A 13,261-nucleotide genomic window follows, 5' to 3' on the forward strand; every position below is an offset into this window, starting at 1 on the left:
GCCCCGCCTGGCGCTCCGTCGGCACCGCCCGCCGCTCCACCCGCACCCTGCGCCTGCGCACCTCCGCCGCGCTGCTCGCCCTGACCGTCCTGGCCGTGCTGCTCGTGCCGCCGCTGGTCCAGCTCGACCAGCAGGCCGTCGACCTCGCGGCGAAGCTGCGGCCACCGAGCCGGGAGCACCCCTTCGGCACCGACGACGTCGGCCGCGACCTGCTGCTGCGCTGCGTGTACGGACTGCGCGTCTCCCTGCTGGTCGGGGTGGCGGCGGCGCTGACGGCGACGGTCGTCGGCACCGCCGTGGGCGCCACCGCCGGGGCGCTGGGCGGCTGGGTCGACCGGGGCGTGATGCGGGTCGTCGACACCATCTCCTCCGTGCCCCACCTGCTGCTGGGCATCTTCATCGTGGCGATGTTCCGGCCGGGCGTCTGGCCGGTGGTGGCCTCCGTCGCGCTCACCCACTGGCTGTCCACCGCGCGCATCGTCCGCGCCGAGGTGCTGTCCCTGCGCTCGCGCCCCTACGTCGACGCGGCCGTCTCCGGCGGCGCGTCCCGGTGGCGGGTGGCCGTACGGCATCTGCTGCCCGGCGTGCTTCCCCAGGCCGCGCTCGCCGCCGTACTGATGGTGCCGCACGCCATGTGGCACGAGTCGGCGCTGTCCTTCCTCGGGCTCGGGCTGCCCACGCACACCGCCAGCCTCGGCAACCTGATCCAGGAGGCGCGGGGTTCGCTGCTCGCCGGGCAGTGGTGGCCGACCCTCTTCCCGGGACTGTTCATCATCGTGCCCACCCTCGCCGTCGCCGGACTCGCGGGCGCCTGGCGGGAGCGGATCAACCCCCGCCGCCGATCGGAGCTGATGCTGTGACCGAGCGAGCCCCCGTACTGTCGGTACGCGGTCTGTCGGTGCGCTTCCTGATGCCCGGGGGGCGCCGCGTCGCCGCCGTGACCGACGCCCACTTCGACGTGGCGGCCGGCGAGTGCCTGGCCCTGATCGGCGAGAGCGGCTGCGGCAAGTCCGTCCTCGCCTCCGCCCTGCTGGGCCTGCTGCCCGGCAACGCGCAGACCGCCGGCACCGCCCTGCTCGGCGACCTGGACCTGCTCGCCACCGACGAGCGCACCTTCGCCCGTACCGTGCGGGGCCGGCTGGCCGGCCTCGTCCCGCAGAGCCCGGCCGCCCACCTCACCCCCGTGCGCACCATCCGCTCCCAACTGGAGGAGACGGTCGCCGAACTCACCGCCGTCCGTGGCCGCGCGGCCCTGCGCAAGGCCGCCGAGGCCGCCGCCGAACGCGCCGCGTTCCCCGTGGACCACCTCGACCACCACCCGCACGAACTCTCCGGCGGCCTCGCCCAGCGCGCCGCCACCGCCCTCGCCCTGGTCGGCGACGCCCCGCTGCTGCTGGCCGACGAGCCCACCACCGGACTCGACCGGGACCTGGTCGACCGCACCGTCGACGAGTTGAGACGACATGTCGACAACACGGCGGACGGCGAGGGCCGTGCCCTGCTGATGATCACCCACGACCTGGCCGCCGCCGAGCGCGTCGCCGACCGGATCGCCGTGATGTACGCGGGCCGGATCGTCGAACTCACCGACGCCGGAGAATTCTTCGGCGCCCCCGGCCCCCGCCACCCCTACGGCCGGGGTCTGCTCGACGCGCTGCCCGAGCGCGCCTTCACCCCGATCCCCGGCCTGCCGCCCGAGCTGGGCGCCCTCCCCGACGGCTGCGCCTTCGCCGCCCGCTGCGACCGGGCGACCGACGCCTGCGCCGTCCTGCCGCCGCTCACCGGCACGGTCGCCTGCCACCACCCCCACGCCGCGCTCCCGGAGGCCGCCGACCGTGCTTGAACTGCGCACCGTGACCGCCGGATACGCCCGCAACGCGCCCGTCTTCCGGGACGTCACCCTCTCCGTCGCGCCGGGAGAGGCCGTCGGGCTGCTCGGCCCCAGCGGCTGCGGCAAGTCCACCCTCGCCCGGGTCGCCGCCCTGCTGCACCAGCCCGAGGCCGGCACCCTGGTCGTCGACGGCACGCCCGTACGGCGCTGGCGCCACCGCGCCCCGCGCGAGCGACGCACCGCCTTCGGTGTCGTCTTCCAGCAGGCCCGGCTCTCCGCGGACCCCCGGCTCGCCCTCGCCGACCTGATCGCCGAACCGCTGCGCGCCACCGGCCGGCGCGCGGACGCCGCCGTCCGGGTCGCCGAACTGGCCGCCACCGTCGGACTGACCACCGACCTGCTGGCCAGGCGCCCGCACGAGGTCAGCGACGGCCAGTTGCAGCGCGCCTGCCTGGCCCGCGCCCTGGTGCTGCGCCCGCGCTGGCTGGTGTGCGACGAGATGACGGCGATGCTCGACGCCTCCACCACGGCCGCCCTGGTGCGGGTCGTGGAGGACTACCGGGCCGTCACCGGCGCCGGGCTGCTGGCCGTCGGCCACGACCGCGTCCTCCTGGACCGCTGGTGCGACCGCACCGTCGAGTGGGACACCCTCACGCATCCCTGACGGTTCCGCCACACACCCCCCACGGATCCACGCCGAGTACCCGCATCGACATGTCTTTGACAAGCGCGGTCCACGAACGCAGCGACCGGGGTTAACTCCGCCCCCCTTGCCTGGTGGTCGTCCGGCCATCCGTCCTTGGGAGGTTCGATGACCCCGCAGCGCGCCAGCTCTCCGAACTCGTTCAATCCGCTGAACAGAAGGGGCTTCCTCGGCATCGCGGGCGCCGCCGGCGCCGGCGCGGTGCTGCTCGGCACCGGTGCCGCACCGTTCGCCACCGCCGCACCCGGCCGTGTCCCGAGCGACCCGTTCCGGCTCGGGGTGGCGTCCGGCGACCCGTTGCCCGACGGCGTCGTCCTCTGGACCCGACTCGCGCCCGAACCGCTCGACGACGACGGCGGCATGCCCGCGCGTCCCGTCGCCGTGCGCTGGGAGGTCGCCCTCGACGAGCGGTTCCGCAAGGTGGTCCGGCGCGGCGTCGAGCACGCCGTGCCCGCGGAGGCGCACACCGTCCACGCCGACGTACGCGGCCTGCGGCCCCACCACGAGTACTACTACCGCTTCCGCGCGGGCGACGCCCTCTCCCCGGTGGGCCGCACCCGCACCGCTCCGGCCCCCGGCACCTCGCCCGCCGTCGACTTCGCGTTCGCCTCCTGCGCCAACTGGGAGGAGGGCCACTTCACGGCGTACCGGCACATGGCCGAGGAGCGCCCCGACGTGGTCTTTCACCTGGGCGACTACCTCTACGAGTACGCGGCCGGCGCCAACGGCGACGTGCGCACCCACCACGGCGACGAGATGAACACCCTCGCCGAGTACCGCGCCCGGCACGCGCAGTACAAGACCGACCCCGACCTGCGGCTGCTGCACGCCACCGTGCCGTTCGTCGTCACCTGGGACGACCACGAGACGGACAACAACTATGCCGACCTGAGCCCGGAGAACGGCGACGCCGGCCAGGGCAACGACAGCACCGCCCGCTTCGCCGCCCGCCGCCGGGCCGCCTACCAGGCGTACTGGGAGCACATGCCGCTGCGCCGCCTGCGCAAGCCGGTGGACACCGCGCTGCCGCTGTACCGGCGGCTGGAGTTCGGCGCCACCGCGACCTTCAGCGTCCTGGACACCCGCCAGTACCGCACCAACCAGCCGTACGGCGACAAGTGGCAGGTCTCCGGGCCGGAGCAGTGGGACCCGAAGGCCACCATCCTCGGCGACGAGCAGCACGCCTGGCTGGAGCGGAGCCTGTCGCGCTCGCGCTCCACCTGGAACGTGCTCCCGCAGCAGATCTACTTCGCCAACTGGGACGCCGTGGCCGGCCCCGACGACGGCGGCTACAACGACGGCTGGGACGGCTACCGCGTCTCCCGCGACCGGGTGCTCGGCTACGTCGAGCAGCGCCGCATCGACAACTTCGTGGTGCTCACCGGTGACGTCCACCACAACTGGACCAACGACCTGCGCCGCGACTTCGAGCGCCCCGAGACGCGCCTGCTGGGCAGCGAGTTCGTCACCACGTCCGTCACCTCGGGAGGCGACGGCTCGGCGACGCACGACCCCGGCCAGGTGTACTGGGACGAGAACCCGCACACCAAGTACTACAGCAGCCGCCGCGGCTACGTCCGCTGCACGGTGTCCCGGGACAGCTGCACCGCCGACTACCGCGTGGTCGACTACGTCACCCGGCCCGGCGCGCCGGTCCGCACCGACAAGTCGTTCGTGATCGAGTCGGGGGTACCCGGGGTCCAGGACGCCTGAGGGCTCGCTCAGGAACCAACAGAGTCCGACGGGATAATTGATTCGGTTGTGTTCGGGTCCTAGGGTGACCTTGACTCAGTAGTCGCCGCGTCACCGGCAGTTGTGCACCATCCCAGTGTCAACTGCTTCCACAGCACCGTGTGTTGAGCCGCCCCCGAAGCCCACGGAAGGCCACGGTCATGCCGCACTCGCCCGTGTCACCCACCGGATCCCCGGCCCGCCTGCCCCGCCCCGTCGTCAGCCGCCGCCGTCTCATGGAGGGCGGTGCCGCCGTCCTCGGCGCCCTCGCCCTGTCCGCGTCGCCCGCCGGGGCGCACGCGGCCGGGCGGCGGACGCAGCCCGCCGCGACCCCGGAGTGGAACGACTTCGGCGTCTTCCGGCTCGGGACCGAGCCTCCGCACACCACGCTCATGCCGTACAAGGACGTCGGGCAGGCCCTCGCCGCCGACCGCACCCGCTCGCCCCACCGGCTCAGCCTGGACGGCACCTGGAAGTTCGCCTACGCCGACCGCCCCGAGGACCGGGACACCGACTTCCACCGCACCGACACCGACGACGCCGACTGGGAGACGATCCCCGTCCCGTCCGTCTGGCAGCTGCACGGCCACGACTTCCCGATCTACCTCAACATCACCTACCCGTACTGGGGCCCCAACGGACGCGGCGAGGACCCGCAGCCGCCCACCGCGCCGACCCGCTACAACCCGGTCGGCCAGTACCGGCGCACCTTCACCGTCCCCCGCGACTGGACGGGCCGCCGCACCTTCCTCCACTTCGAGGGCGTCAAGTCCGCCCACTACGTGTGGATCAACGGCGAACTGGTCGGCTACGACGAGGACTCCTACACCCCCTCCGAGTACGACATCACCGACCACCTGAAGCCCGGCACCAACCAGATCGCGGTGGAGGTCTACCGCTACGCCGACGGCGACTGGCTGGAGGACCAGGACATGATCCGGCTGAGCGGCATCTTCCGCTCGGTCTACCTCTACTCCACCCCGGCCGTGCACCTGCGCGACTTCAAGCTCGACACCCCGCTGAACGACGCGTACACCGCCGCCGAGCTGGCCGTCACCGCGAGCGTGCGGGCGTACGGCGACGGCGCCACCGGCCGCTACACCGTCGAGACCCAGCTCTACGACGCGCGCGGCCACGCCGTCTGGTCCCGGCCCCTCCAGCAGTCCGCCGACCTCGGCACGGCCGACCCCGGCGAGGACGTCACCGTACGGGCCGCCAAGGCGGTGCCGGAGCCCAGGCTCTGGTCGGCCGAGCGGCCGTACCTGTACACGGCGGTGCTGCAGCTGCGGGACCCGGCGGGCAAGGTGGTCGAAACCCTGTCGCACCGGGTCGGCCTGCGCGAGTTCGCGCTCAGGGACGGGCTGATGCGGATCAACGGCCGGCCCGTCTCCTTCCGCGGCACCAACCGGCACGAGATGCACCCGTCCCGCGGCACCGCGCTCACCCGCGAGGACATGGTCGAGGACGCCAAGATCATCAAGCGGATGAACATGAACTCCGTCCGCACCTCGCACTACCCCAACAACCCGTACTGGCTGGAACTGGCCGACGAGTACGGCCTCTACCTCGTCGACGAGACCAACCTGGAGACCCACGGCATCCGCGACGAGTACCCCGGCGACCACCCCGACTGGACCGAGGCGTGCGTGGCCCGCGCCCAGAACATGGTCCACCGCGACAAGAACCACGCCTCGGTCGTCATCTGGTCGCTCGGCAACGAGGCGGGCGGCGGCAGCACCTTCACCGCCATGCACGACTGGATCCGCTCCTACGACCCCACCCGCGTCATCCAGTACGAGGGCGACGACCGCCCCGGCATCAGCGACATCCGCTCGGAGATGTACGACACCCCGCAGCGCGTCGAGCAGCGCGCCCGGGACACCTCCGACACCCGGCCGTACGTCATGATCGAGTACGCCCACTCGATGGGGAACTCCACCGGCAACCTCAAGAAGTACTGGGACGTCGTACGCGCCCACGACGTCCTCCAGGGCGGCTGGATCTGGGACTTCGTCGACCAGTCCCTGTACACCCCGGTCCCCGCCCGCACCCTGCTCACCGAGGCCGGACCCGCCGCACTGCGCGGCGAGATCCTGGCCACCCGCGGCGGGCTCGACCGGGACGAGGGCCTGTCCGGCATCACGGTCTTCGAGCGCGACGACAGCCTCGACCTCCGCGACTCCCTGACCCTGGAGGCCTGGATCACCCCGCACGTGACCGGTTACCACCAGCCGCTCATCGCCAAGGGCGACACCCAGTACGCGCTCAAGCAGAACGACCGGAAGCTGGAGTTCTTCATCCACTCCGAAGGCCAGTGGATCACCGCGAACTGGGACGTGCCCGACGACTGGACCGGCCGGGAGCACCACCTCGCGGGTGTCTTCGACGCGGACGCCGGAACGCTGACCCTCTACGTCGACGGCGTGGTCCGGGCCACCCGCACCACCGACCGGCGTCCCAGCGGCAACACCGCGCCCCTCGCCCTCGCCACCGACGCCGACACCCAGATCAGGGAGTTCAGCGGCCGGATCCGGCGCGCCCGCGTCTACGCCCGGGCACTCTCCGCCGCCGAACTGGCCCGCGACGACCGCGGTCCGCAGGACGACGGCGTGCGGTTCTGGTTCGACGCCGCCACCGTGAAGACCGAGCGGAAGCGGCCCCGGGAGAAGACGTTCCTCGCGTACGGCGGCGACTGGGGCGACAACCCCAACGACGGCGCCTTCGTGGCCGACGGCATCGTCACCGCCGACCGCGGCCACACCGGCAAGTCCGCCGAGGTCAAGCGCGTCTACCAGGCGATCCACGCCACCCGCCGGCCCGGCGGCGACCCCGGCGCGGTGACCCTCACCAACGAGTACCTCTTCACCGGCCTGCGCGAGTTCGACGGCCGGTGGGAGCTCGTCGCCGACGGCCGGGTCGTGCGGCGCGGAACACTGACCCGGGACCAGCTCGACGTGGCGCCCGGGGCCGCCAAGGACATCACCGTCCCCGTCCGCCTCCCGGACGACGCGGACGACGGCACCGAGTACTTCCTGGAGCTGTCCTTCGCCACCAAGGACTCCACGCCGTGGGCGAAGGCGGGCTTCGAGGTGGCCCGCCAGCAGCTCCCCGTCGGCCCCGAAGCCCGCGCGGCGGCCCCCGTACGGCTCGCGAGCGTCCCGGCCCTGCGCCACGACGACCGCGACAAGGACGTGCGGGTGCGCGGCAAGGACTTCTCCGTCACCGTCGACAAGCGCACCGGCACCATCACCTCGTACGAGGCCAACGGCATCCGGCTCATCACCTCGGGACCCGCGCCCAACTTCTGGCGGGCGCCCACCGACAACGACAAGGGCAACGGGCAGCACACCCGCAACCAGACCTGGCGCGACGCCGGCGCCCGCCGCGCGGTCACGGACGTGGCCGTGCGCCCGCTCGGTGACCGCGCCGTCGAGATCAAGGTCAGCGGTACGCTGCCCACCACGGTGGAGTCGACGTACAGCACCACCTACACGGTGTTCGGCAACGGCGAGATCAAGGTCGACAACACCCTGCACCCGGGCGCCGCGACCCTGCCCTACATCCCCGAGATCGGCACCCTGCTCTTCCTGCCGGGCCGCCTGGACCGCCTGCACTACTACGGGCGCGGTCCCGAGGAGAACCACTGGGACCGCAACACCGGCACCGACGTCGGCCTCTACTCCGGCACCGTCGCCGAGCAGTGGACCCCCTACATCCGCCCGCAGGAGAACGGCAACAAGACCGACGTCCGCTGGATCGCCCTCACCGACCGCCACGGCGTCGGCCTGCTCGCGTCCGGCGAACCGCTGCTGGAGGCCAACGCCTCGTACTTCACGCCGGAGGACCTGTCGGCCGGTGTCCGGCACGACTACCAGCTGACGCCGCGGGACGAGGTGGTCCTGCGCCTCAACCACCGGCAGATGGGCGTCGGCGGCGACAACAGCTGGGGCGCGCACACGCACGACGAGTTCAAGCTGTTCGCCGACCGGGACTACGCCTACACCTACCGGCTGCGCCCGCTGACGGACGTGAAGGAGGCGACGGCGGCCTCGCGGCGGCCCACTGCCACCGAGTAACCGGGAACGGACGGGGAGTCCGGGGTGACCCGGGGCTCCCCGTCCACACGGTGATCCGGGCAGGCCCAGGAAGCGCGAGGTCCATGTCGGATTCTCGCCAGCGTCCCCCCGGCCGGTGGACCATCCTGGACCCATGCAGACGGGAATGCACACCGACACCGAGCGCTGCGTCCGCGCCGTCCGGTCCAAGGACGCGCGGTTCGACGGCTGGTTCTTCACGGCCGTCCTGACCACCCGCATCTACTGCCGGCCCAGCTGCCCGGTGGTGCCGCCCAAGCCCCGGAACATGACCTTCTACCCGAGCGCGGCGGCCTGCCAGCAGGCGGGGTTCCGGGCGTGCAAGCGCTGCCGCCCGGACACCAGCCCCGGCTCCCCGGAGTGGAACCAGCGGGCCGACCTCACCGCCCGCGCCATGCGCCTGATCGCCGACGGCGTCGTGGACCGCGAGGGCGTGCCCGGCCTCGCCGCGCGCCTCGGCTACAGCACCCGGCAGGTCGAACGCCAGCTCCTCGCCGAACTGGGCGCCGGACCGCTCGCGCTCGCCCGTGCGCAGCGCGCCCAGACCGCCCGGGTGCTGATCGAGACCACCCCGCTGCCCATGGCGGACGTCGCCTTCGCGGCCGGCTTCGCGTCCGTGCGCACCTTCAACGACACCGTCCGCGAGGTCTTCGCGCTCTCCCCGAGCGAACTGCGCACCCGAGCACCGAGGCACCGCGTCGCCGGCAGCACCCCCGGCACCCTCTCCCTCCGCCTCCCCTTCCGCACCCCCCTCAACCCCGACAACCTCTTCGGCCACCTCGCCGCCACCGCCGTACCCGGGGTGGAGGAGTGGCGGGACCGCGGCCCCCCCCCCCCCCCCCCCCCCCCCCCCCGGCCCCGCCACCTCCCCCCCCCCCCCCCCCCCCCCCCCCTCCCCCCCCCCCCCCCCCCCCCCCCCCCCCCCCACCCCCCACCCCCCCCCCCCCCCCCCCCCCCCCCCCGCCGTCCCCGGGGTGGAGGAGTGGCGGGACGCCGCCTACCGCCGCACCCTGCGCCTCCCGTGCGGTCACGGCATCGTCGCCCTCACCCCCGGCCCCGACCACATCGGCTGCCGCCTCACCCTCAGCGACCCGCGCGACCTGACCGTCGCCATCAGCCGCTGCCGCCGGCTCCTCGACCTGGACGCGGACCCGACGGCGATCGACGGCCAACTGCGCGCCGACCCGCTGCTCGCGCCGCTCGTCGACAAGGCGCCCGGACGGCGCGTGCCGCGCACGGTGGACGAGGCGGAGTTCGCCGTCCGTGCGGTACTGGGCCAGCAGGTCTCCACCGCCGCCGCCCGCACCCACGCCGCCCGCCTGGTCACGGCGCACGGCGACCCCGTCGACGACCCGGAGGGCGGCCTGACCCACCTCTTCCCGTCCACGGCCGCACTGGCGGCGGTGGACCCGCAGACCCTCGCGATGCCGGGCAGCCGCCGCACGACCTTCACCACCCTGGTCGCCCGCCTGGCCGACGGCTCGGTCAACCTGGGCGTCGAGTGCGACTGGTCCGAGACCCGCGCCCGGCTCCTGGCCCTGCCCGGCTTCGGCCCCTGGACCGCCGACGTCATCGCCATGCGCGCCCTCGGCGACCCCGACGCCTTCCTCCCCACCGACCTCGGCATCCGCCGCGCCGCGGGGGAGCTGGGCCTGCCCTCCACCCCGGCCGCGCTCACCGCCCGCGCGGCGGCCTGGCGGCCCTGGCGGGCGTACGCCGTCCAGTACCTGTGGGCGACCGACAGCCACCCCATCAACTTCCTGCCCGTGTAAGGACGACCCGTGGGAACCGGACCCGTGAAACAGCACACCATGAAGCAGCACACCGTGATCGACAGCCCGTACGGCGCCCTCACCCTCGTCGCCGAGGACGGCGTCCTGTGCGGCCTCTACATGACCGACCAGCGCCACCGCCCGCCGGAGGAGGCCTTCGGAACGCCCGACGACGCACCGTTCGCGCAGGCGGAGGACGAACTGACCGCGTACTTCGACGGCAGACTGACCGACTTCACCCTCGACCTGCGCCTGAACGGCACCCCGTTCCAGCGCACGGTCTGGGACCGACTCCGCTCCATCCCGTACGGCGAGACCCGCACCTACGGCGAACTCGCCGACGCCCTCGGCAACCCGGCCGCGTCCCGGGCCGTGGGCCTCGCCAACGGCCGCAACCCCATCGGCATCATCGTCCCCTGCCACCGCGTCATCGGCGCGAGCGGCAGCCTCACCGGCTACGGCGGCGGCCTGGAACGCAAGCGCCGGCTGCTGGACTTCGAACGGGGCACGGCGGGACCGGCGCCGTTGTTCTAGCCCTGGCCCAGCCCGCGCAGCAGCTCGGGCAGGGCCGTGCCGATCGGTTCCCGGACCACCTCGTCGGCCATGTCGTCGTACGGCGTCGGTTCCGCGTTGACGATGACCAGCCGGGCGCCGTGGTCGGCGGCCACGCCGGCCAGCCCGGCGGCGGGCTGCACCTGGAGGCTGGTGCCGACGGCGACGAACACCTGGCAGGCCTTGCTGATGGCGAGCGCCTCACCCATCACCACCGGGTCGAGGCGCTCGCCGAACATCACGGTCGCCGACTTCAGGATCCCGCCGCACTCCAGGCACGGCGGGTCGTCCTCACCGGCGTCGACCCGGGCGAGCGCGTCCGCCATCGGCCCGCGGACCCGGCAGCCGGTGCACACGTAGCTCAGCGCGGTGCCGTGCAGTTCGAGGACCTTGCGGGCCGGGAGCCCGGCGCGCTGGTGCAGGCCGTCCACGTTCTGCGTGATCACGCGGACCGGGACCCCCGAACGCTCCAGCTCGGCCACCGCCCGGTGCGCCGCGTTCGGCTCGGCCCCCGGCGTCCGGTTCGCCCGCCGCATCAGCCAGGAGCGCCGGCGGATCTCCGGATCGCCCATGTAGTACTCGTACGTGACGAGCTTCTCGGCCTCCGGGTCGCGCCGCCACAGCCCGTTGGGGCCGCGGTAGTCCGGGATGCCGGAGTCGGTCGAGACGCCGGCCCCGCTGAGGATGGCGACGAGCGGCTTGCTGGTCATGCGGTCGAGGGTAGGGCGGCCGCGGTCGGCCCGGCGAACGGTTATCGGCCGACCCGGACGCCGTTCTCCAGCTCCGCCGGGCCCGTTCCGTCCACCAGTACGTCCAGTGCGGCCAGGACCCGGCCGTGGAGTGTCCCGAGCAGGTGCGTGCCCAGTTCGCCGCGTGGCACCAGCCGCCACGACAGCAGTTCCTCCTCCTGGAGCCTGATCGCCTTCAGGTCGTCCTCGGAGAGCACCCCGCCGTCGTACAGGTACGCCACGATCGGCGGGCGACCCGTCCCGCCCACCCAGTCCACCGCGAGCAGCCGGCCGAGCCGGACGTCGAGACCGATCTCCTCCAGGGTCTCCCGCCAGGCGCCCTGCCGCGGGGTCTCCCCGTCGTCGGACTCGATGGTCCCGCCGGGCAGCGTCCATCCCTCGCGGTAGTTCGGCTCGACGAGCAGCACCCGTCCCTCGGCGTCCCGGAAGAGCGCGGCGGCACCGGCGAGGACGCGGGGGAGACCTGCGATGTAGGTGGCGTAGTCAGGAGTGGTCATCCCGAAAGCGTAGCGAGAGCCGGGCGGGCCCCCGCCGCGGTCGTTCCAGGGTGCGGGCAGGGCATGACGACGCGGGTGTCCTCCGGTTATGGTCGCAGCGGCGCGACTGCCTTGACGTGCGCAAGGCTCGGAGAGCAAGGGGAGATCAAGGTGGCTGACGCTGCTGTGGACGGGGCCCGTCGGGTGCTCGTCGCCGCGGACAAGTTCAAGGGGTCGCTGACGGCCGTGGAGGTCGCCGAGCGGGTGACGGCCGGGCTGCGCCGTGTCGTGCCGGACGTCCGGGTCGAGGCGCTGCCCGTGGCCGACGGCGGCGACGGCACCGTGGCCGCGGCGGTCGCGGCCGGGTTCGAGCGCCGTGAGGCGCGGGTCGCCGGGCCCCTCGGTGACGAGGTGACGGCGGCGTTCGCGCTGCGCGAGGACACCGCGGTCGTGGAGATGGCCGAGGCCAGCGGCTTGCAGCGGCTGCCCGAGGGCGTCCTCGCGCCGCTGACCGCCTCCACGTACGGCTCGGGCGAGCTGCTGCGGGCCGCACTGGACGCGGGGGCCCGGACGATCGTGTTCGGGGTCGGCGGCAGTGCCACCACGGACGGCGGTGCCGGGATGCTGGCCGCGCTGGGCGCGCGGTTCCTGGACGCGGACGGCGAGCCGGTCGCGCCGGGCGGGGGCGGCCTCGCCTCTCTGGCCTCGGCCGACCTGTCGAACCTCGACCCGCGCCTCTCCGACGTCGAGCTGGTGCTCGCGAGCGACGTCGACAATCCGCTGACCGGCCCGAAGGGTGCCCCGGCGGTCTACGGCCCGCAGAAGGGTGCCTCGCCGGAGGACGTGGCGGCCCTGGACGCAGCCCTCGCGCACTTCGCGAAGGTGCTGACCCAGGCGGAGGGCGTGGGCGCGCGGGCCGCCGAGTACGCGGCGTCACCGGGGGCCGGTGCGGCCGGCGGCATCGGATACGGCGCGCTGCTGCTGGGGGCGCGGTTCCGGCCCGGCATCGAGGTGATGCTGGACGTGCTGGGCTTCGCGCCGGCGCTGGAGCGGGCCGGCCTCGTGGTCACGGGCGAGGGCTCGCTGGACGAGCAGACCCTGCACGGCAAGGCCCCGGCGGGCGTCGCGGCGGCGGCGCGGGCCGCGGGCAAGGAGGTCGTCGCCGTGTGCGGGCGGCTGGCGCTGCCGGCGGAGGCGCTGGGGCGGGCCGGTATCCGCCGGGCGTACCCGCTGACGGCCGTGGAGCCGGACGTGGAGAAGTGCATCGCCGAGGCGGGGCCGATCCTGGAGCGGGTCGCCGAGGGCATCGCCAGGGACTTCCTGAGCTGACAGAAGGGCCCCGGACCAACCCGG

Annotated in this window: 9 protein-coding genes and 2 pseudogenes; 9 read left to right on the forward strand and 2 right to left on the reverse strand. The window is 73.8% G+C overall.

Going from position 1 to position 13,261, the window contains the following annotated elements:
* From DMH12_RS13845 to DMH12_RS13885, 8 genes and pseudogenes are all read left to right on the forward strand, one after another.
* Window positions 1-860 (forward strand): ABC transporter permease (locus tag DMH12_RS13845; protein ID WP_260474210.1); only part of this gene is annotated, 860 nt, incomplete at its 5' end.
* Window positions 857-1,843 (forward strand): ABC transporter ATP-binding protein, encoded by a 987-nt coding sequence (locus tag DMH12_RS13850; protein ID WP_125491876.1) that lies wholly within the window; start codon window positions 857-859, stop codon window positions 1,841-1,843. The genes DMH12_RS13845 and DMH12_RS13850, both read left to right, overlap by 4 nt.
* A complete protein-coding gene (locus DMH12_RS13855) occupies window positions 1,836-2,495 on the forward strand; it encodes an ABC transporter ATP-binding protein (RefSeq protein ID WP_125491877.1) in 660 nt (219 codons plus the stop codon). The genes DMH12_RS13850 and DMH12_RS13855 overlap by 8 nt, the downstream gene beginning before the upstream one ends.
* Before the next feature lie 147 nt (window positions 2,496-2,642).
* Window positions 2,643-4,247, forward strand: coding sequence for an alkaline phosphatase (locus DMH12_RS13860; protein WP_125491878.1), 1,605 nt, complete (start codon window positions 2,643-2,645; stop codon window positions 4,245-4,247).
* A gap of 179 nt (window positions 4,248-4,426) precedes the next feature.
* On the forward strand, window positions 4,427-8,341 hold the full coding sequence (locus DMH12_RS13865; protein WP_125491879.1) for a glycoside hydrolase family 2 TIM barrel-domain containing protein: 3,915 nt from the start codon (window positions 4,427-4,429) through the stop codon (window positions 8,339-8,341).
* Between the two features lie 145 nt (window positions 8,342-8,486).
* Window positions 8,487-9,167 (forward strand): annotated as a pseudogene (locus DMH12_RS40480) (DNA-3-methyladenine glycosylase 2 family protein); the annotation flags it as partial.
* 154 nt (window positions 9,168-9,321) lie between these two features.
* Window positions 9,322-10,131, forward strand: a pseudogene (locus tag DMH12_RS40485) (DNA-3-methyladenine glycosylase family protein); the annotation flags it as partial.
* 39 nt (window positions 10,132-10,170) lie between these two features.
* The gene (locus tag DMH12_RS13885) at window positions 10,171-10,665 is read left to right on the forward strand and encodes a methylated-DNA--[protein]-cysteine S-methyltransferase (RefSeq protein WP_125491880.1); all 495 of its coding nucleotides are present in this window, start codon (window positions 10,171-10,173) and stop codon (window positions 10,663-10,665) included.
* On the opposite strand, the gene DMH12_RS13890 is transcribed toward DMH12_RS13885, so the two are convergent.
* Both DMH12_RS13890 and DMH12_RS13895 read right to left on the reverse strand, forming a co-directional pair.
* Window positions 10,662-11,393: a Sir2 family NAD-dependent protein deacetylase gene (locus DMH12_RS13890; RefSeq protein ID WP_125491881.1), complete on the reverse strand. Its 732-nt coding sequence runs from the start codon at window positions 11,391-11,393 to the stop codon at window positions 10,662-10,664. The genes DMH12_RS13885 and DMH12_RS13890 overlap by 4 nt on opposite strands.
* Window positions 11,394-11,434: 41 nt before the next feature.
* Complete coding sequence (locus tag DMH12_RS13895) at window positions 11,435-11,929, reverse strand: NUDIX hydrolase (RefSeq protein WP_125491882.1); 495 nt, start codon at window positions 11,927-11,929, stop codon at window positions 11,435-11,437.
* 165 nt (window positions 11,930-12,094) lie between these two features.
* Between DMH12_RS13895 and DMH12_RS13900 the strand changes: the two genes are divergently transcribed.
* Window positions 12,095-13,237: a glycerate kinase gene (locus DMH12_RS13900; protein ID WP_125491910.1), complete on the forward strand. Its 1,143-nt coding sequence runs from the start codon at window positions 12,095-12,097 to the stop codon at window positions 13,235-13,237.
* Window positions 13,238-13,261 lie beyond the last annotated feature (24 nt).

This window comes from Streptomyces sp. WAC 04229, assembly GCF_003947455.1.
Lineage (GTDB): Bacteria > Actinomycetota > Actinomycetes > Streptomycetales > Streptomycetaceae > Streptomyces.

What these genes read in the sequence shown, in the direction of transcription:
- DMH12_RS13860 (WP_125491878.1), top strand. Translation starts at nt 2,643, where the DNA reads ATGACCCCGCAGCGCGCCAGCTCTCCGAACTCGTTCAATCCGCTGAAC.
- DMH12_RS13865 (WP_125491879.1), top strand. Translation starts at nt 4,427, where the DNA reads ATGCCGCACTCGCCCGTGTCACCCACCGGATCCCCGGCCCGCCTGCCC.
- DMH12_RS13885 (WP_125491880.1), top strand. Translation starts at nt 10,171, where the DNA reads ATGAAGCAGCACACCGTGATCGACAGCCCGTACGGCGCCCTCACCCTC.
- DMH12_RS13890 (WP_125491881.1), bottom strand. Translation starts at nt 11,393, where the DNA reads ATGACCAGCAAGCCGCTCGTCGCCATCCTCAGCGGGGCCGGCGTCTCG.
- DMH12_RS13895 (WP_125491882.1), bottom strand. Translation starts at nt 11,929, where the DNA reads ATGACCACTCCTGACTACGCCACCTACATCGCAGGTCTCCCCCGCGTC.